Below are 18,066 nucleotides of genomic sequence, written 5' to 3' on the forward strand. Positions count from 1 at the left end.
CCCCCGGCCGCCCCCGACCCGCACGCCGGGCACGACCACGGCGCCCACCCGACCGAGGGCCCGCACGGCGGCCCGCTGATCGAACTGGGCGACGAGGGGTACCACGCCGAACTGATCCACGACGACGCGGCCGGCACGGTCACGATCTATCTGCTGAACGACCACGCGGACGCGGCCGCTCCGATCGACGCCGCCGACGTGACCGTCATGGCGATGCACGACGGCAACCGTGAGTCGTTCAAGCTGGCCGCCGACCCCGACGCCGGCGACCCCGAAGGTCAGTCGTCGCGATTCGTCTCCTCCGATGCGGAACTGGCCGAGCGCCTCGACGAAGAGGGCGCCACGGCCAAGCTGATGGTCAAGATCGAAGGCCGTTCCTACGCCGGCGATATCGTCCACGACCATGACGGCGAAGGTCACGAGGGGCACGACCACTGAGGTCGGACGCGGTACGCCGCAGAACTCCTGCCGCGAGGTCGTGGCGGGGGCGCAGCCCGGATCCCCGAGGATCGGCTCCGGCCGGCCCTCGGGGATGTTCGGTCTGAAGCTTGAAGGCGGCGCCGTATTGTGACCCCCTCGCCCGAACGCCCCGGCGAACAGGTCGGCGCTCCACTGCCCGGGTCTCGTTCCGCCCGTTAGAAACGCTGTATGAGCGGCGCCCATTCGCACGACCATGGCCCCGCCGACTACGGTAAGGCGTTCGCCCTCGGCATCGGCTTGAACGTCATCTATGTCGCCGTGGAGGCGGGGTACGGATTCTGGGCCGGCTCGCTCGCGTTGCTGGCGGATGCGGGACACAACCTTTCCGACGTGGCCGGCCTGCTGCTGGCGTGGGGCGGCTACGCACTGGCGAAACGACCGCCGACCGACCGCCGCACGTATGGTTGGCGGGGGGCGACGATCCTCGCGGCTCTCGCCAACGGCTTACTGCTGCTGGTCGCCGTGGGGGCGATCGCCTGGGAGGCCGTCGGCCGATTCTCCCATCCCGCGGCGGTGCCCGGCCTGACGGTCGTGGCCGTGGCCGCGGTGGGGGTCGTTATCAACACCGCGACCGCGTTGCTGTTCTTCGGGGGGCGAAAGGGCGACGTGAACGTGCGCGGGGCGTTCCTGCACATGGCTGCGGACGCCGCGGTCAGCGTCGGCGTCGTCATCGCCGGCCTGCTGATTCGCTACACGGCGGCTGACTGGATCGATCCGGTGACGAGCCTCGCCATCGCCGCGGTGATCTTCATGGGAACCTGGGGCCTGCTACGAGAATCATTCGACTTGTCGATGCAGGCGGTCCCGAAGGGCATGGACCCGGCGGCGATCCGCAGGTTTCTGCTGGAACAGACCGGCGTCGAAGATGTCCACGACCTGCACGTCTGGGCGCTGAGCACGACCGAAACCGCCCTCACCGCCCATCTGCTCAAGCCGCTCTCAAGCGAGGAGACCGGCGACGAGGACGCCTTCCTGCATGACCTGACCGCCGCCCTGCACGACCGATTCGGCATCGAACACGCGACCGTGCAGATCGAACGCCGCCACGACCCGCAACTCTGCCGCCAAGCAGCGCCGAACAGCGTCTAAACAGCCCCGCAGCAAACCGACCGACGAACCGGCCCCCCGCACAAGATGTTGCGGGAAAAGAAGAACTCCACGCCCCCGTTCCAGCCGCCCGGGCCGAACCCATCAAGATCCCCGACTAGGATTCGAACCTAGACTAACAGAATCAGAATCTGTTGTGCTACCATTACACCATCGGGGAAGGAAGGCGGGAGCGGCCCCGTTCGGGGGTTCGCTGCACGCCGGCTTCTCGCACAGGATAGATCATCCCGGCGACGCGGCCAACCGTGCGGCCGTCAGTTCGTCGGATCTGACACGAACGGTCCTCCGGGGTTCGCTTCGTCAGCCGAAAATCGAGGGGGAGACGGACAGAGCGTCCGTTGGCTCCGCCCTTTCGAGCAAGGGCGCCGCGGCGTCGATGGGGGCGGCCACGCCGCCGCGTAACGCTTCGTCGCCGGTCTCCGACAGCCAACCGGCGAGCCACGCTCCGATTCCGACGGTCAGGAGCATCAGTATCAGCGCGACCGCTCCGGCGATCAGCCGAGAACTCGCCCACGACGGGGGGGCGTCGGCGGCCTCGGTCACCAGCAGTTCGCCCTCCGCGTCGGACACCTCATGGGCGTTGGGCGAGAGCACCGGCTCCGGCGAGACGTCCGCCGGATCGACGACATGATGCGGTCCCGGCGGGCGAAACTGCTCCCCGGCGGGGTCGTCGCCAATGGGACGGTCGGCGCCCAGCGGGTCGGTCACCGAACGATCGGGCATGGGACGATCGCGGGGGGACGGGTCGGCCACGGGTCGGCTTTCAAAGATGAGCGTGGGGAGACGCTATCAGCCGACGGCCTCCGCCGGCATCGGGGGGTTCCTCAGCCTCGTGACGGTCCTGATCAGCCCCGGCAGAAGCGCCAACGCCAAAATCGCTCCGAACACGCAGCAGCCGACGGCGATCGCCGCCGCGATATACGCCGGCACGATCTCCAGGCCGCACATTCGATAATCGCCGTGCAGCGAGGTCGATCCGGCCGCCGCCGCGGGGGCGTCGATGCGAATCACGGCTGTCCATTCCCCTTCCGGCACGTCCCGCGGCAGTTCCGTGAGGTGCACCCGGTCCAACGGTTGATGGAAACGCTCGGCGTCGAACGCGACTTCGCCGAGAACCACGTCGCTTTCATCGTGAACCGTCAAATGCCCGCTTAAACCGTCGAGCGCCGTCACGCCCGCCTCGGGGAGCGGCGTCCAGAGGATCGATCCGCAGGAATAAGTGCAGAGTTGTCGATACGGGACGACCGTTTCGCCGGTTTCGGACAAGTTTACCGTCGCTTCAAGCGGCCCCCGCGTCCGGCACTGCTCGAATTGAACGAACAGGCGACGGCTCTCCAGGCCGGTTTTGACGCCCGTCGCCAGCAGCCCCGCCGCAACCGCGGCCCCCGCCAGCCAAGCTCCGACCGCAATTCGCTGGCGGAGCCGTGACGACGGGCGGACGCCGGCGGGCCGGTTCACACGTACTCCCGCCGCTGACGGGACGAGGGAATGCCCATCTTCTTGCGGTACTTCGTCACCGTGCGGCGGGCGAGTTGATAGCCGTCCTCTTTGAGCGCCTCGACGAGGGCGTCGTCGGAGAGCGGCTTTTTCTTGTCCTCGCCTTCGATAATCGCTTTGAGCTTCAGGCGAATCTGGTTCCAGGAGACGTCTTCGCCGTCCTCGGTGGTCGTGCCGCCGCCGAAGAACTGCCGCAGCGGAAATAATCCTCGGGGCGTCTGGACCCACTTATCGCTGACGGCTCGAGACACCGTCGTGACGTGGACCCCGACCTTGTCCGCGATTTCCTCCATCTTAAGCGGATGGATATGTTCCGGGCCTTTTTCTAGGAAGTCCTTCTGGTGCTCGACGATCGCTTCGGTCACCTTTTTGACCGTCTGGTTCCGCTGCTCGATACTTTCGATCAGCCACTGAGCGCCCTCGATCTTCTTCTTGATATATTCCTTGGTGGCGGCGTCCGGGCTGTTCCGCAGCTGCTTGATATAATACTTGCTGATCCGTAGATTCGGCGTGTATTCGTCCAGCAGACGCACGGTGTATTTCCCCTCTTCGTCGCGGTCGACGGCGAGATCCGGGGTCACCGCCTGGGCCGGGGAGCTGTGAAATTCGCGGCCGGGGTGCGGGTTTAAATGAGAGAGTTCTTCGGCGGCGGCGGTGATCGTTTCGAGGTCGTACCCGGTCTTCCGCTGGATCGCCGGCAAACGGTTCGCCGCGAGGTCTTCCAAGTGCCGGGAGATCAACACCTCTAATTCATCCCGATATTCCAAATCGTTGGACAATTGCAGCAGCAGGCACTCCTGCACGTTGCGGGCGCCGACGCCGGGCGGGTCGAGCTTCTGGATCAGGTGCAGCGCCCGTTCGGCATCCTCATAGGTGATCGCCCGGCCGTAGGCGCTCATCAGGTCCGGTAGGCCGCTTTGCAGACGGCCGTCTTCGTCCAAGTTTTGAATCAGGTACAGACCGAAGGAACTGACCTCCGGCGTGGCGTCGAAGTAGCCGAACTGCTCCACGAGGCTGTCATGCAGGCTCTGGGAGCGGGCCGGGGCGTTGGCCATCGCGTCGAACGCCCGGTCGCCGGCCTCGGAGACGCGGTTGGAGGAAGGTTTCGAGCCGCTGGTGTAATTGTCGTCCGGCCAGCTTTCGGCCATATCGACCAGGCGTTCAAAGTCGTCGGCGTTGCCGTCGTCGTTGTCCACTTCCATCGGGCCCTTCTCGGACTCCGACCGCTCGTTTTCGTCGCGGGCTTTCTCGCGCTCGGCCTTCTCCTCGGACTCGGAGACGGTTTTATCGCGGTCCTCCATCTCCAGCGTGACGTTCTCCGCCAGTTCCTGATCGACCCGTTCCTGCAACGCCATCACCGGCAGTTGGAGGATCTCCATGGATTGGATCATCCGCGGAGCCAGCTTCATCTGCTGGCTCATCTTCATGGACTGCTGAAGATTAATGCGCATCACGATCCCCGTAACGGGTGACGGAAGTGGTGGGCGGCCGGACGGGCGTGGAACCCGGGACCGCGGGAGCCGGAATGGGCGGCCGCCGGAATCGGCGGGCCGTCGAGTGTACCGCGAACAGCAACCTCGCGCGGCGAACGGGCCGCGACGGTTACATCCCGACCTTGGCGAGCATGTCGCCCAGGCCGGGCACGTTCAGATCCTCCGCTTCTTTGGAGATCATCTCCTTGGCGGCGGCTTTGGCTTTGGCGCCGGCGTCATTGGACGCCTGCTGGATCAGCGTCTGCAATTGTTCGCGATTCTCCGGGCCGCTCAGCAGCGGGGGGGCGATGCGACAGGCGACCATCACGCCGTGGCCCGTCACGTCGACCTCGACGGCGCCCTCGCCAGCCGCGCCGGTGACGATCATCTCGCCCGTTTTGCGGTGCACCTCTTTGACCCGCTTCTGAATCTCCCCGAAGTTCGAAGCGAGGGCCGCCATATTGCCCAAGCCGCCGAGTTTACCGAACATCGATCACACCACGTCGCGGGGAGAAGAAGGGAGAAATTGACCGACGCGGGCGTCAATCGGGGACCGCCTGGGCGGCGGGCGGCAGCGGTTGAGAGGTCACTTGCCGAGCCTCGAACAGGTCGACGGCGCGGCGTACGAAGGGGTCTGCGATGTCTTCGGGATCGACCGGTTCCGGGCGGGAGGCGTCGCGCTTCTCCGTCGGCTCCTGCTTGGCCGCGCCGTTTGCGGGGGGGGCGTCGAGAGCGACGGTGAAGGAAACGGGCCGTCCCACGGTCGCCCGGAGCGCCGCTTCGACCGCGGAGCGTTTCGCTTCGCACCGGTCGGCGGCCACTTTGAGCGCGTCGGGGAACCGCAATTCTACGCGATCTGGCCCGAGAATTGCTAGAGCGGAACTCTCCCGCACCCCCGTCAGGGCGTTCCCGGTCCCGATCTCCTCTTTCAATCGAGCCAGCAACGCGGCCTCGTTCCCCGGTTTCACCGCCACGACGGGGGGCGATTCGCTTTCAGGAGACTCGCCAGCGGGCGATTCAGCGGCGGGCGATTCAGCGGCGGGCGATTCAGCCGCGGGGACGGGATCCGCAGGGGACGAACCGACGTGAACCGGTTTGGCCGGTTCGTTCTTCTGGCTTTCACCTCCCGCCGGTTCGTTCTCCTCCCGTAACGCCGAGGCCCCTCGGGGCCTCGGCGTTACGGGCTCTGCGCGCCGGGGAACCTCAGATCGCTGCGGCTGGGGAGCGGGTCGCGCTGGGCGACGGGTCGGCGCCGCCCCCGCGGGCGGGCCGCCGTCCCGCAAGGTCGCGGCGAGGTTCGCCAGGTCGTCCAGATCGCCCAGCGTCGCGGCTCGCACCAGCGCGGCTTCCGCCAGCGCCCGGCCGAACGTCACCCGCTGCATGCGGAGCTTCGCCTCGGAGAGCAACTGCACCGCCGCGAGCGTCGTTTGCACGCCCCAGTCCCGAGCCTGCTCCGTGAGGGCGGTTCGATGCTCCTCGCTGACTCCCATCAGCGGCACGCCGTCGGCGCCGGCCGCCAGGATCATCAGGTCGCGGAGATAGCCGACAAGCTGATCGATCAACTCGTCGAGCTGCACCCCGTCGCCGATCGCCGCTTCCAGTTCGCCCAACGCCCTGGCCGGGTCGCCGTTCACGCAATACCCGACCAGCGTGACGAGCCGATCGTCCGACGCGGTGCCGAACAGCCGGTGCACCTCGTCCGCGGTGATCGTCTCGCCGCCGAAGCTGAGCAACTGATCGAACAGGCTCTGCGAGTCCCGCATCGACCCCGCCGCCCGGCGGGCGACGAGTTCGAGGGCCGACTGTTCGACCTGATACCCCTCCGCCTCCGCGATCGCGGCGAGGCGCTGGATGATGTTCTGAACGTGAACGGTGGCGAAGTCGAACCGCTGCACGCGGCTGAGGATCGTGTCCGGCAGCTTGTTCGGTTCGGTGGTGCAGAACACGAACTTCACGCCGCTCGGCGGTTCTTCCAGCGTCTTCAGCAGCGCGTTAAACGCCGCCTTCGACAGCATGTGGACTTCGTCGATGATGTAGACCTTGAACTTGGCCCGCATCGGTTTGACGGTCACGTTGCCGCGGAGATCGCGGATGTGATCCACGCCGTTGTTGCTGGCCCCGTCGATTTCGAGCACGTCGACGTCATTGCCCTCGGAGACCGCCTCGCAGATCTCGCAGGCGTTGCAGGGGACGCCGGCGTTCGGCCCCTCTTTAGGAGAGTTCGGACAGTTGAGCGCCTTGGCGAAGATGCGGGCCGTCGACGTCTTCCCCACCCCGCGGGCGCCGGTAAAGAGGTAGGCGTGAGCCACCCGGCCCCCGGCGATCGCGTTCGTCAACGCCCGCGCGACGTGCCCCTGCCCGATGACCTCGGCGAACGTCTGCGGCCGATAACGCCGGGCGAGCACCGTGTAGTGCTTCGCCTTCGCTCCTTCCGCTGCTGTGCCGGGCGCGGGGGCGCCGGGCGCAACCTCGGCGTCGGAAGCGTGGGGTTCAGCGATCAGCGAGTCGTCGACCATGACGGAACAGAACGGGGGCGAACGCGGGGCGGGCATCCTAGTCGCCGGATCGACGGCGGGGCAGCCGAACCCGCGCGACCGCCCTCTCTTCGCCAATCGAACTCCTCCGGAACGCGAAACGGCCCGGACGCGTAGGGCGACCGGGCCGTGAAGAGCATCGACGTCCTCTTTGCTCAGCGACGGAAGATCACGTCGCGGAGCAGTTGGCCGAGGTCGGATTCCTCGAACCGATCGAGGCGGTCGCTGCGGTCATACCGGGCCTGCGACGGCAGCGACGGCAGGGCCGGGCCGTCATACGACTGCGGTTCGATGTGGTCGTCGTACCGCGGCGGGGCGGGAGCAGGACGGTAGGAGTCGCGGCTGGGCACGGGCCGGTAGTCGTTCGGCCCGTCGTACCGCGGAGCCGAGTAGCCACCCCCGTTGTCATAGAGGCCGCCGGCGCCGGGGGCCGGCCGGATCGTGCCCGGACGGGTCGTCCCCGGCGGAACCGGCTGCGGGGCGGGGGCGGAGAGGCTGCCGCGGGCGTCGATCGCACCGCGGCTCGGTCCGTAGTAGATCCCCCGGCCGTCGCTCTCGCCCTGATATTCATAGCCGCCGGGCGCCGTGCCGCCGTAGCCGGGGGTCGGGCCGCGATCGTCGTACCGCGGGGTGAGCGGGTTGGATTGGTAACGATCGTACCGCGGGTTCGTCGGCGCCGGCGTGACCACGACCGGCGGGCCGACCACGACGGGGCCGCGGCTCAGGCCGGGCCGTCCGGCCCCGGGGCGACCGAGGATCGCCGGGTGCGGCGTGCCGCCGTGCACCACGATCGGCACGACCTTCAGGTCTTCGACCTCGTCCTCCAGATCGTCGAAGGTGTCCTCCACGTCGTCGGCAAAGTCGTCCGCCGCTTTGCGAGCGTCGCGGCCGTTCCACCCGCACCGCGACAGCCGGTCCTCCTGCTTATCGAGCGTCTTCACCAGCCCCTTGAGGTGATGGGTGCAGCTTTGGGCGCCGGCCACGTCGCCCACCGCGAGCTTCACCTCGATTTCATGGGCCTCCGCGGCGATCAAGCTGGCCGTGTGGCCGAACGCGAGATAGTCCGGCCGCCCGACCTGCGCGCCGAATCGGGCGGTCGCTTGAGCGTGCCGCTCGACGGCGTGGGCCAGCGCGGTCGCCTTGCCGATGTCGCCGTGCCCGGCGTTCGCGGCGGGCGCAGAGACCGCCAGGGTGGTCCCGGCGGCGGCGGCGAGCAGCAATTGGGGCAAGCGAAGTGGCATGAATCCGGTTCCGTTCGGGCAGGCTTGGCGATCGAGAGGGAGTCGTCGCTGCGGGCAGTCTACCGACTTCCGCACCCGACGTTCGTATCCGAAGAACGAAGCCCGTTTCATGCCGCCGAAGCCGCGGGCGCCGTAAACCTCTCGCCCCGCGATGCTTGAGGCGAATCTCGATCCCAGAACGCCTAGAGTAAAGGTGTCGCACGTTCGCCCCCGTGTCGTCAATTGCACCACACCTCCCCCGCACCGCCTCGCTCGCCCATGCCCGCTGACATCCACGATTCGACCGCTGAACACGCCGGTTTCACGGTCCGCACGATCGGCCCGCCGGCGGGCGCCCCGGTGGACGCCTCCGCGGTCATCTTCCACGGGTTCGGCGCTCCGGGGACGGATCTGGTCGGCTTGGCGGCGGATCTGCTGCACCTCCGCCCGACGCTCGCGGGGCAGGTGCGACTGCACTTCCCCGCCGGGCCGCTGGATCTCGGCTCGATGGGCATGCCGGGCGCCCGGGCGTGGTGGATGCTCGACATGAATCGTTTGCAGCTCCCGCCTGAGCAGCGCGTCGCCGCCTTGCGGAACGAACGCCCGGCCGGCATTGAAGAGCTGCGGACTCAGGCCGACTCCCTCATTGACTCCCTGCTGACTTCCGACGGACTCCCGAGCGGGAGTCTGGTCGTCGGCGGGTTCTCGCAGGGATCGATGGTCGCGACCGACTTCGCCCTGCGATCGGACGACGAACTCGGCGGGCTGGCGATCCTCAGCGGGGCCTACGTCATGGAATCGGAGTGGAAGGAACGGGCCGCCGCCTGCCCGTCGCGGCGGGTGTTTCAGTCGCACGGGCGGGGCGACGACATCCTGCCGTTCGCCACCGGCGAGGTGCTGCACGACCTGCTGACCGACGCCGGCCACACCGTGCGATTCGAGGCCTTCAACGGCCCGCACACGATCCCCGCGGTCGCGCTGGACGGCATCGCCGACCTGCTCGAACGCGTCGTTGATAACGCTTGAGTCAGCGACAGGGCGCCGGGGTGAGATTCGCCCCCTCTTCGGAATGCGGGCGTCGCCTGCGGTTTCGCAGCGCCCCACTGCGTCCGGAGGCTGCGAAACCGCAAGCGTTCGTCGGAGGGGCTCCACTCCGGCTGTTCCTCGATCAGCCGCAGTTCCGCCCAGCGGCGGCGGTGTCGGGCGTCGTAGCGTGTCTGTATCCTTCCGGTCCCTTCTCCCGGATCGCCCCGCTTTGTCTCGCTTCGTCGCCGCCGCCCTGATCACTGGATGGGGGCTTTGCCGCATCGCATCCAGCGCTGATGGGGACGTTCTAGGCGAGAAGAGCCTTGGCGACGGCGGGGTCTCGGTGGGCGTCGGGGGATTCGTGCGACCCGGCGCCTGGGTGCCGATCGGCCCGCTCGCCAACGACCCGTCGGCGAACGAGGACACGCCGGATGCGACCGCTGTCGTCGCCGTGACCGATGGGGACGGCCTCACATTGGCGAGGCCTGTCGACTTCCCGAACGGCAGGGCGGCGCTCGTGCAAGCGGGCCGGGCGGAATCATCGATCGACGTGCGGCTCGACCGCATTCCAACCGTTCGCTGGACGGCGAACCCCGGCGAGGACTTCACCGTGCTCGCCCCGGACGAACGGTTGTGGGCCGCAGTCCGCATGCCGGCGGCCATGAAGCGGGAGGAAACGAGCAGCGCCGGGCCGCTGGATCGGCCCGGCCGGCCGGTGCGGGTCGCGGCGTTCGAGTCGGCCGACGAGTTGCCGACGATTCCGCACGCCCTTGCCACGGTGCGGGCGTTGTTGATCGACGCGAACGATCTACCCGCCGACGACGGGTTCCTGCGAGAATACGTTGCGGACGGCGGGCACCTCATCGTCAGCCTGTCGGTGACGGGCGAACTCCCGGACTGGCTGCCGCTGACGCCCGGCGATCCGACGCCGCTGACGGCCCGGGCGACGCTGGAACGGCTGGCGAAGAGCGGTAGCGGGCGGGGGACGACGGCCGTCATCAACAAACTACTGCCGGCGGCGGTGCGACCGCTGGACGCCGCGGAGGTGTCGGCGGCGAACGGCCGAGTGCTGGCCAGCGGCGACGGCGGGGCGCTGGTCGCGGAACTGCCGATTGGCTTCGGCCGGGCGACGATCGTGGCCGCCTCGCTGCACGAACCGCCGCTGAGCAATTGGGGCGGGCTGCCCTCCTTCTTACTCGAACTCACCCGTTCGGCCCCCGGCGGCGGACCGGGCGATCGGCCGCCGATCGGCGAGATGGCCGGCCAGGTGTACGGGGCGCTGGAAGCCGAAGCCGTGGGCGGGGCGTCGCCGGGGACGGTCGGGGCGTGGGCGTTGGTTCTCCTGCTGGTGGTGGGGCCGCTCGACTACCTGCTGGTGCATCGCCTGCTGAATCGCCCGGCGCTGACCTGGGTCACGCTGCCGATCTGGCTCGGCGGAGCGGTCGCGCTGGCGCTGTGGGGAGCGGGCGGCGACGACGCGACGGTCCGACGGCTGGAAGTCGTGGATGTCGACGCGACGTCCGGGCGAGTCCGCGGCGCCGCCTGGGCGAGCGTTCCGGCGCCGGAAGCGGGACGACTTTCGCTGGCGTTCCAGCCAGCCGAGAGCGTCCGCGTGCAGAACGGCGATGAGCGAATCGCCTACGCCGCCGAGCCGGGGGCGACGTTCGGCGGGCTATATCGCGGCGGCGGCGTCGGTTTAGTTCCGGCCGAGTATCGAATCGCCGGCGCCCAGGCGCTGGGCGTACCGCTGCCCGAACGCTCCGCGAAGCGATTTCGGCTCGATTGGAGCGGCAAGACGGACGAGCTGGCGACCGGCTCGCTGGTCGCCGTCGACGGGACGCTGCGGGGGTCCGTGTCGCACTCGCTGCCCGGGACGCTGTCCGACTTCTTCCTCGTCCATAAGGGCCGCGTGTATCGACCGGACCCCAAGGCCGAGGCCGGCCCCGCCGCGGAGACGCTGCCGCCGGGAACGGCGTTCCGCCCCGACGGGGCGGGCGTCGTGCGGCGCGATCTGCGGGGCTTCCTGACGCAGGTCCGCGAGGTTCGCGAGGGACCGACCGTCCTCTCCGGCAATCCGAACGACCCGAACGCCCCGCTGAAATTCGACGAGACCCAACGCCTGGTCTTCACCCGCTACGCCGCGAAGAGCCGCGACTTCGGCGTGATCCTGCCGGCGCTGTCGCTGTACGCCCAGTCGGGCGGCGCGGCGTTCACGCGACTCTCGAACGCGGAACTGGAATCGCTGGACCTCTCCGCGACCGCCGCCAGCGGGCGGGCGCTGTTGTTCGGCCGATTGGACACGTCGCTGACGGACCTGGACGTGACGTTCGGCGAAGAGGCCCCCGCCGACGGCGCGACCGAGACGTACGTCCGCTTGATCCTGCCCGTCGCAGAGGGCGAACCAAACGCATCGCCCCCGTCTCCGGCGACCGGCCCGATCCGGCTCGACCCGAACGCGGAATCGCCCACGCTGCCCCGCCGCCGTCCGCTCGACGGCGCCGATTTTGACTGATCCCGGATTGATCCCGGACCGCTCCCCGGAATCGAACCCGGCCGACGCCGTCGGTTCCGTCCTTCCCCGCACGCCCTGCCCGCTGATCGTCTCCCGGTGATCGAAACCCGCAAGCTCACCAAACGTTACGGCGATCTGATCGCCGTCAACGAGATCAACCTGTCGCTGGCAGCGGGCGACGTGTTCGGCTTCATCGGTCCCAACGGGTCCGGGAAGACGACCACGATGCGGATGATCGCCACCCTGCTGGACCCGGACTACGGCGAAGCGTACGTCTGCGGCAAAAGTATCTACGGCAACAGTCGCGAGGTCCGCCGATTGATCGGCTACATGCCGGACGCCTTCGGCGTGTACGAGGACATGACGGTGATGGAGTACCTCGAATTCTTCGCCGCCGCCTTCCGCATCGACGGTCCGGCCCGCCGCAAACGCTGCGAGGAGTGCCTCGAACTGGTCGACATGTCCTTCAAACGGGACGCCTACGTCAATCAGCTCTCCCGCGGCCAAACGCAGCGGATCGGCCTGGCCCGTACCCTGCTGCACGAACCCGAGGTGCTGCTGCTGGACGAACCGGCGAGCGGCCTCGACCCGCGGGCCCGGATCGAGATTCGCCGGTTGCTCCGCCGACTGGGCGAACTGAAGAAGACGGTGATCGTCTCCTCGCACATCCTCCCGGAGCTGGCGGACGTCTGCACCCGCGTGGGCATGATCGAGAAGGGCAATTTGCTGGTGGACGGCGACGTCCGCGAGGTGATGCGCAAGGCCCGCGAGAGCATCACGTTGCAGATCCGCGTGAAGGAGACCGAACCGGGAACAAGCCGGACCGAGGCCGCCGCGAAGCTGCTGGAGCAGGCCGACGAAGCGCGATCCGTGACGATCGCCGACGACGGCACGATCGACGTCTCCCTCAAGCCCGGCGTCGAGGACTACACCGCAATCCCGCAGAGCCTGCTGGAAGCCGGTTTCGCCCCGACGCTGTTCCGCGAGGAGGAGGTGAACCTCGAAACGGCGTTCATGGAGCTGACGAAGGGCGTCCAGCAGTAAAGCGATGGCGCCCCTGACCGACGAACAGTTCGAAGATCAGGCCCGCGAGGCGATGGCGGACGCACTCGCCGCTTGGCCGCTGCGAATTCTCTGCAGCGTCGGCGCCCTCGTCGTCGCGGGCTGCTTGATCGGCTGCCTCTGGACGATCGCGCACCTGAGTTTCGGCGTGGTGAAATGGGATCTTTTCCTCTCGGCGACGTGCCTGCTGATCTACCTGCCCCGACCGGGCTTCGAGCTGGGCCGGGCGGCCATCACCGGGCGGACGAACGAATTGGCCCAATCCTTTCTTCCCCGCGGGGCCTACCGCCGCTTTCCGACTCGTGAAGTTCGCCGCTAATCGTTCCGACGGGCTGGCTGAATCGATCGCGCGGACGTAGATTGCCGGGCCGTTCCCGTCGACACCGTTCTGCGCCGCCCCCGTTCTGTCATGACTGACGCCAAAGTTCGCCACCTCGTGTCCGTCAAAACGGAACTGGCCGAAAAGTACACCCGCAAGGCTCGCACCTCGGGCAGCGACACGAAGCGTCGCCAGTTCGAGCATCGCGCCCGCGCCCATCGGCGGAAGGCCGAGGCGCTGACCGACCTGCTCGCCTACCGCGAGCGTGAAGCCGCCGCGGTTTAGTTCTTAGCGGCGACGCTGCGCCCTGTACGGCCAACCCCGTCCACGCGGACGCTTATGCCTCCTATTCAACGTCGAGGGGAGGCTTTGGGGGTTCTGGTTCGGCGAACCCTTCGGCGAAAGCGGCCACCGGTCGCCCCACGGCATTGAGTAGCGTGTAAGGAAGCGTGACCGTGTCGCCGACGAGCGTTAGGGGAAGATCGAGCTTCGCGAAGAAGGCCCAACTGGCGTAGCTGTGCACCATCCCTCCCTCGGCAATGCTTTTCTCCAGCTGCTGTGACTCCGTGAGAGACGGACCAGCAGCAGGCCGCTCGACGAGCGCTTGCAGCTCACGATGCCTCGATACCGTATCGAGGTTCGACGCGGTGCCGCCGTAGACCCGGCAGTCGTTCCAGGACAACAGATTGTCGAGCGTCCCGCAGCCGCTGAGGCCCACGGCGCCCAGAGAGAGAAGCAGAAGGATCACGCGTAACATCGGCGCGACATAGCGCCGGCCCGCGGAGCCGATCAACGCCGAGTGTTGAGGCGGATCGAGCGCAAAAAACAATCTCCGCACGAGCCGGGGCGGGCCAAATGCACTGACCCGTGGAAACCACGTGGGCACCACGGCCCCGGGTTGCGTGATCCGCTGCCGAGTCTTCTAAGAAGACAAGGGCGGCTATACGCGCGGCCGGGGACTCGGGGTTCCCTATGTCAGTACCTGTAGGGTCGGCAAATGGAACCGACCCGACACGCGGGAGATCAATCGCATTCTATCGCGCCCGGCGCCGGCCACCAATGCGGCTTTGGCGAATCGCGAACGAAGAACGCCGAATGACGAAAGGCCCCATCGGGCCGCCGTCATTCGGCGTCGTGAATTCAGCCACACGACGGAACGGGAGGCCTCACACGCCGACGGCGGCGGCTTTCGGCTCCATCACCTTCTTCTGGCGGGCGATGCCGAGGGCGACCGTTTGCTCCGTGGTGCGATCCGGGGAGACGCAGACCGCCGGGATGACGTGCCGGCCGTCGCCCAGCCGCATCTTCACGGCGAAGCGGCCGTCCGGGCCGACCCGCACGGCGTCGCCGCCGAGGGAGACGTGGGCGTCCGGGTCGGCGGTGCCGCGAATCAGCAGTTCCGTTTCCACCGTGAAGGGCTTCGCGGAGCCGTCTTCGCCCACCCCGTAGGCGGCGCCGGCGTAATCGGCCCGTAGCGACTTAAACTTCTCGAACATCGGATCGACCGACGCCGGCCGACTGGGAGCGCCCAGACCGCGATCGGTCGGGGCGGCGGAGACCTGCGGGCCCAAGCCGCCGGTGCGGGCGAACTGCACGCGTTCTGCAGCCTTCGACCCCGGCCGCGGCGTCGTGACGCGGCGGCTCTTGGCCAAGGGGAAGAAGGCGCCGCTTTCCGCGAGGAAGCCGATCTGAACGCGGAACGTCGCCGGCGATTCTTCGACGGGCAGGAACCAGTGATCCGTCTCGCCGTGGATGGGCGTATCGGCGAGGACCGTTTCGCTGGTGCTTTTGGTCTCGTGCGTGTGGATCTTCATCAACCGCAGCACCGGCTTGGCGCGGTGCCAATCGCTGCCCAGCCCGGCGGCGGCCCGCTGCACCGTGCAGCGCTTCAGCACCCAGCGGACGTGAATCCATTGCGGATCGTGGGCGACCGCATCGAGCTCCTCCGTCGCCTGCGCCCCGCTGCCGACGGTCGAGATGTCCTTCCGCGGATCTTTAATCGGGTCGTGAACCGTCACCGACCCCGCTTTGGCAGAGGGAGAACCGGCCGTACCGCCCGAGGAGGCCGAGCCGCCCCGAGGATTCGAGCCGCCCGCGACAGCGCCGCTCGCCGCGGAACGCCCCACGGACGGTCCGCGAACCGCGGAGACCGGCGGCTTGGGCGACGACTTCGCGGCGACCAGCGGCGACCCGGCCCCCTTGGCTGACTTTTTCGCCGGCAATCGATTCCTGGAGGAAGTGCGGAACACATCCATGAGCGCCTCGATCAGCTCCTCTTTTCTCATCCCGTGCCAGCCGCTCACCTGATGCTCCTTGGCCATCGCGGCCAGGTCTTTGCGGGTGCTGGAACGCAGGGTCTCGTCAGACATGGGCTTTTTTCGTCAAACGGGCGTCGGGAGAACCGAGCGACGGGGATCAACCCCGGCGTCGGGGAGAAAATCAGGTGCGGCCATGAAAAAACGGCGACCGCGGGGAGCGGTCGCCGTGCGTTTCGTGAAAGCCGTTTGCGTCGCGGAGGGACGCCGGGCCGGGAAGGGATCCGGCCCGCGGAGCGAGAGAGCGTGCGATGGGCGGCGCGGCGGTCGCGAGAGTTCGGACGCCTGTTTGGCGGAGAGGGGCGGTCGGCCGCATCGCGGTCGGTTCCTGCTCACGAGAGTCGCACGAACTGCGACAGCCCGAATCCACGCGGCGGCCGTCCCAGCCGGGGCTCGACGACGGTGCCGAACCTCGCACGCGGCGGGCGTCCCGCCCGCTGTCAGATCGACGACACGAATTCTCCAACAAGCCGCGACAGCGTCGCGACCGCGAAACAAATCCACGTTCCGATCGGGTGACACGTTACCGGCGGATCCCCCACGCCGCAAGCGTGACGCCCCCCAGACGGAGAAACATTCACCGCAAACACATGGTTGACAAACCGTTGCGACGCATTAGAGACCGCCGATCAACCAGCCGGTTGACGGGGTCGCGCAATCGCCGCAGTCTGCCCCGGTGACCAACGACACGCCCGACCCGCCCCCGCCGCGTCAGACCGACGACGCTCGGCGGCAAGATCAACGATCTTCGATCTCGAAGGGGGTGCAGTGGGCCAGCGTCGGCACGACGATCGCCATGGAGATGGCCGGAGCGCCGCTGATCGGTTACCTGCTGGACCGCTGGCTCGGCTGGTTCCCGTGGCTGACCTTCCTGTTCATGGCGGTCGGCTTCTGGCTCGGTGTGATGCAGCTGATCGACGCCTCGAAGAAGGCGTCCGCCGGCGGCGGGCCGCGCGGCGGGATGCGGTGAGAGTCGCCCGCTGGTTCCTCCTCTACACAGCCGCGACGCTGGCGGCGGCGGCGCTTGCCGCGGGGGCGGCGGCGGCGCTTGACGTCGATCGAACCGCTGCGATCGGCATCTTGTGTGCGGCGATCGGTCTGATGCCCGGCACGGTGGTGCTGGGGCTACGCGGCCGGTACGGTTCGCCCGCCGCGGCCCCCGGCCTGTTCGCCCTCGGGGCGGCTCTCCGGTTCGCCGCGGCGCCCGGCGGCGTGCTGCTGATTCGCTCCACCGTCCCCCGCGCCCCCGCTGAAGCGGTCGCGGCGACGCTGGTCGTCACGCTGCTGGCCGGCCTCGCCGTCGAGTTCGCCGCCCTGCGGTCGAACTCCGCCTGACCCCACGCCGCTCCTCTCTCCCCCGTTCGTGCCGCGGATGGCCGCCGAAGATCACTCCGACGACCCCTTCCATCACGTCCGGGATGCGAACGCCTTCCACTTGCCGGGCAACGGCGAGTACGACATCCACCTGCCGAAGGTGGACTGGCTCCCCAGCTTGCAGAGCTGGCTGGACGGCGGCCCCGTCATGGGCCTGCAGCTCACCAAATTCATGGTGTTGCAGGTCGTCGCGGCGGCGCTCGCCCTGCTGATCTTCGCCCCGCTGGCGGCCAAGCTGCGGAACGGCGACCCGGTCCGCGGTCGGTTCTGGAACTTCTGGGAGACGATCCTCGTCTTCATCCGCGACGAAGTCGTCCGGCCGACGATCGGCGACCACGACGCTCACCCGCACGCCGGCGACGCGAACGACCACAGCACGAATCAGGGCCATCACGCCGAGGGCCACTACAACGCCGACCACGACCCGCTGAAAGAGGCGAACTTCGATCTCGACTCCGCCGGCACCAGCATCACGCCCGGCCCGACCGCGGGGCACCCGGCGGACAAGTATCTTCCGCTGATCTGGTCGTGGTTCATCTACATCCTGTTCTGCAACCTGATGGGCGCACTGCCCTGGATGGGCACGCCCTCGGGCAACATCAACGTCACCGGATTCCTGGCGATCACGGTGTTCGTGACCGTCGTGGGCGTGGGAATCCACGCCAGCGGCTTCATCGGCTACCTGAAGAGCCTCGTACCCGGGATGGAGCTGCCGTCGGCGATCAAGCCGATCCTCCTGCCGGTGATCTGGCTCATCGAAGCGATGGGCCTGTTCATCAAGCACACCGTGCTGGCCGTGCGTCTGTTCGCGAACCTCATGGCCGGGCACGTCGCGCTGGCGTTGCTTCTGTCCTTCACGGGCGCCGGCTGGGCGATGCTGGACGACGGCACGGCCGGCCTGTTCCTCGGTACGGGCATCACGATCGGCAGCGTGCTGGGGCAAGTCTTCGTCGGTCTGCTGGAGCTCTTCGTGGCGTTCATGCAGGCCTACGTGTTCACCTTCCTGGCGACCCTGTTCATCGCCGGGGCGGTCCATCCGCACTAACCCTCATTTCCTGTCACGCAGAGGCCTGACTAGGCCTCTGCGTTAGGAACCGGGGCGAAGAACCGCGGGCAGGTCGGTTGCAATCCGACCCCGTCCGCCGCAC

General features: G+C 68.1%; 18 protein-coding genes and 1 tRNA gene. 10 read left to right on the forward strand and 9 right to left on the reverse strand.

Annotated elements, in window-relative coordinates:
- Positions 1 to 438, forward strand: a 438-nt coding sequence (locus tag LzC2_RS14405; RefSeq protein WP_171188200.1) for a hypothetical protein, incomplete at its 5' end; no start/stop codon positions are given.
- Positions 439 to 648: 210 nt separating this feature from the next.
- Positions 649 to 1,569: a cation diffusion facilitator family transporter gene (locus LzC2_RS14410; protein WP_171188202.1), complete on the forward strand. Its 921-nt coding sequence runs from the start codon at positions 649 to 651 to the stop codon at positions 1,567 to 1,569.
- Positions 1,570 to 1,676: 107 nt separating this feature from the next.
- Here the strand turns inward: LzC2_RS14410 and LzC2_RS14415 are convergent.
- From LzC2_RS14415 to LzC2_RS14445, 7 genes are all read right to left on the reverse strand, one after another.
- Positions 1,677 to 1,747: transfer RNA gene (locus LzC2_RS14415), tRNA-Gln, on the reverse strand.
- 140 nt (positions 1,748 to 1,887) lie between these two features.
- The gene (locus tag LzC2_RS14420) at positions 1,888 to 2,310 is read right to left on the reverse strand and encodes a hypothetical protein (protein WP_171188211.1); all 423 of its coding nucleotides are present in this window, start codon (positions 2,308 to 2,310) and stop codon (positions 1,888 to 1,890) included.
- A gap of 66 nt (positions 2,311 to 2,376) precedes the next feature.
- Complete coding sequence (locus tag LzC2_RS14425) at positions 2,377 to 3,045, reverse strand: hypothetical protein (RefSeq protein ID WP_171188213.1); 669 nt, start codon at positions 3,043 to 3,045, stop codon at positions 2,377 to 2,379.
- Positions 3,042 to 4,535 carry an RNA polymerase factor sigma-54 gene (rpoN, locus tag LzC2_RS14430; RefSeq protein WP_171188215.1) on the reverse strand — a complete coding sequence of 498 codons (1,494 nt, stop codon included), beginning with the start codon at positions 4,533 to 4,535 and terminating at the stop codon, positions 3,042 to 3,044. The genes LzC2_RS14425 and rpoN overlap by 4 nt, the downstream gene beginning before the upstream one ends.
- A 151-nt stretch (positions 4,536 to 4,686) precedes the next feature.
- Positions 4,687 to 5,046, reverse strand: coding sequence for a YbaB/EbfC family nucleoid-associated protein (locus tag LzC2_RS14435; protein WP_171188219.1), 360 nt, complete (start codon positions 5,044 to 5,046; stop codon positions 4,687 to 4,689).
- Positions 5,047 to 5,098: 52 nt separating this feature from the next.
- Positions 5,099 to 7,108 carry a DNA polymerase III subunit gamma/tau gene (dnaX, locus tag LzC2_RS21865; RefSeq protein WP_206678727.1) on the reverse strand — a complete coding sequence of 670 codons (2,010 nt, stop codon included), beginning with the start codon at positions 7,106 to 7,108 and terminating at the stop codon, positions 5,099 to 5,101.
- A gap of 137 nt (positions 7,109 to 7,245) precedes the next feature.
- Positions 7,246 to 8,331: a hypothetical protein gene (locus tag LzC2_RS14445; protein WP_171188220.1), complete on the reverse strand. Its 1,086-nt coding sequence runs from the start codon at positions 8,329 to 8,331 to the stop codon at positions 7,246 to 7,248.
- 258 nt (positions 8,332 to 8,589) lie between these two features.
- Here LzC2_RS14445 and LzC2_RS14450 point away from each other — a divergent pair, with 258 nt between their 5' ends.
- The 5 genes from LzC2_RS14450 to LzC2_RS14470 all read left to right on the forward strand — a co-directional run bounded on the left by LzC2_RS14450 (position 8,590) and on the right by LzC2_RS14470 (position 13,514).
- Positions 8,590 to 9,336 (forward strand): alpha/beta hydrolase, encoded by a 747-nt coding sequence (locus LzC2_RS14450; protein WP_171188221.1) that lies wholly within the window; start codon positions 8,590 to 8,592, stop codon positions 9,334 to 9,336.
- A gap of 229 nt (positions 9,337 to 9,565) precedes the next feature.
- Complete coding sequence (locus tag LzC2_RS14455) at positions 9,566 to 11,848, forward strand: hypothetical protein (RefSeq protein ID WP_171188222.1); 2,283 nt, start codon at positions 9,566 to 9,568, stop codon at positions 11,846 to 11,848.
- Between the two features lie 96 nt (positions 11,849 to 11,944).
- The gene (locus LzC2_RS14460; protein ID WP_171188223.1) at positions 11,945 to 12,892 is read left to right on the forward strand and encodes an ABC transporter ATP-binding protein; all 948 of its coding nucleotides are present in this window, start codon (positions 11,945 to 11,947) and stop codon (positions 12,890 to 12,892) included.
- 4 nt (positions 12,893 to 12,896) lie between these two features.
- Positions 12,897 to 13,229, forward strand: coding sequence for a hypothetical protein (locus LzC2_RS14465; protein ID WP_171188224.1), 333 nt, complete (start codon positions 12,897 to 12,899; stop codon positions 13,227 to 13,229).
- Positions 13,230 to 13,319: 90 nt separating this feature from the next.
- A complete protein-coding gene (locus tag LzC2_RS14470; protein ID WP_171188225.1) occupies positions 13,320 to 13,514 on the forward strand; it encodes a hypothetical protein in 195 nt (64 codons plus the stop codon).
- A gap of 61 nt (positions 13,515 to 13,575) precedes the next feature.
- Here LzC2_RS14470 and LzC2_RS14475 read toward each other — a convergent pair whose 3' ends face one another.
- Together LzC2_RS14475 and LzC2_RS14480 are read right to left on the reverse strand one after the other, a co-directional pair.
- The gene (locus LzC2_RS14475; protein ID WP_171188226.1) at positions 13,576 to 14,058 is read right to left on the reverse strand and encodes a YceK/YidQ family lipoprotein; all 483 of its coding nucleotides are present in this window, start codon (positions 14,056 to 14,058) and stop codon (positions 13,576 to 13,578) included.
- A gap of 337 nt (positions 14,059 to 14,395) precedes the next feature.
- Positions 14,396 to 15,598, reverse strand: a complete 1,203-nt coding sequence (locus LzC2_RS14480; RefSeq protein WP_171188227.1) for a DUF4912 domain-containing protein — start codon at positions 15,596 to 15,598, stop codon at positions 14,396 to 14,398.
- Between the two features lie 709 nt (positions 15,599 to 16,307).
- Between LzC2_RS14480 and LzC2_RS14485 the strand changes: the two genes are divergently transcribed.
- From LzC2_RS14485 to atpB, 3 genes are read left to right on the forward strand one after another with little or no spacing between them, the layout of a single operon-like run.
- Complete coding sequence (locus LzC2_RS14485) at positions 16,308 to 16,514, forward strand: AtpZ/AtpI family protein (protein WP_171188229.1); 207 nt, start codon at positions 16,308 to 16,310, stop codon at positions 16,512 to 16,514.
- Positions 16,511 to 16,879 carry a hypothetical protein gene (locus tag LzC2_RS14490; RefSeq protein WP_171188231.1) on the forward strand — a complete coding sequence of 123 codons (369 nt, stop codon included), beginning with the start codon at positions 16,511 to 16,513 and terminating at the stop codon, positions 16,877 to 16,879. Before LzC2_RS14485 ends, LzC2_RS14490 begins: the two co-directional genes overlap by 4 nt.
- A 37-nt stretch (positions 16,880 to 16,916) precedes the next feature.
- Complete coding sequence (gene atpB, locus LzC2_RS14495) at positions 16,917 to 17,963, forward strand: F0F1 ATP synthase subunit A (protein ID WP_171188233.1); 1,047 nt, start codon at positions 16,917 to 16,919, stop codon at positions 17,961 to 17,963.
- The last annotated feature ends 103 nt before the right edge of the window (positions 17,964 to 18,066 follow it).

Source organism: Alienimonas chondri (genome assembly GCF_013036045.1).
GTDB lineage: Bacteria > Planctomycetota > Planctomycetia > Planctomycetales > Planctomycetaceae > Alienimonas > Alienimonas chondri.

Bases quoted from the DNA above. Each gene is read 5' to 3' on its own strand.
- dnaX (WP_206678727.1), bottom strand. From the start codon at position 7,108: ATGCCCGCCCCGCGTTCGCCCCCGTTCTGTTCCGTCATGGTCGACGAC.
- LzC2_RS14470 (WP_171188225.1), top strand. From the start codon at position 13,320: ATGACTGACGCCAAAGTTCGCCACCTCGTGTCCGTCAAAACGGAACTG.
- LzC2_RS14465 (WP_171188224.1), top strand. From the start codon at position 12,897: ATGGCGCCCCTGACCGACGAACAGTTCGAAGATCAGGCCCGCGAGGCG.
- LzC2_RS14435 (WP_171188219.1), bottom strand. From the start codon at position 5,046: ATGTTCGGTAAACTCGGCGGCTTGGGCAATATGGCGGCCCTCGCTTCG.
- LzC2_RS14420 (WP_171188211.1), bottom strand. From the start codon at position 2,310: ATGCCCGATCGTTCGGTGACCGACCCGCTGGGCGCCGACCGTCCCATT.
- LzC2_RS14480 (WP_171188227.1), bottom strand. From the start codon at position 15,598: ATGTCTGACGAGACCCTGCGTTCCAGCACCCGCAAAGACCTGGCCGCG.
- rpoN (WP_171188215.1), bottom strand. From the start codon at position 4,535: ATGCGCATTAATCTTCAGCAGTCCATGAAGATGAGCCAGCAGATGAAG.
- LzC2_RS14450 (WP_171188221.1), top strand. From the start codon at position 8,590: ATGCCCGCTGACATCCACGATTCGACCGCTGAACACGCCGGTTTCACG.
- LzC2_RS14445 (WP_171188220.1), bottom strand. From the start codon at position 8,331: ATGCCACTTCGCTTGCCCCAATTGCTGCTCGCCGCCGCCGCCGGGACC.
- LzC2_RS14410 (WP_171188202.1), top strand. From the start codon at position 649: ATGAGCGGCGCCCATTCGCACGACCATGGCCCCGCCGACTACGGTAAG.
- atpB (WP_171188233.1), top strand. From the start codon at position 16,917: ATGGCCGCCGAAGATCACTCCGACGACCCCTTCCATCACGTCCGGGAT.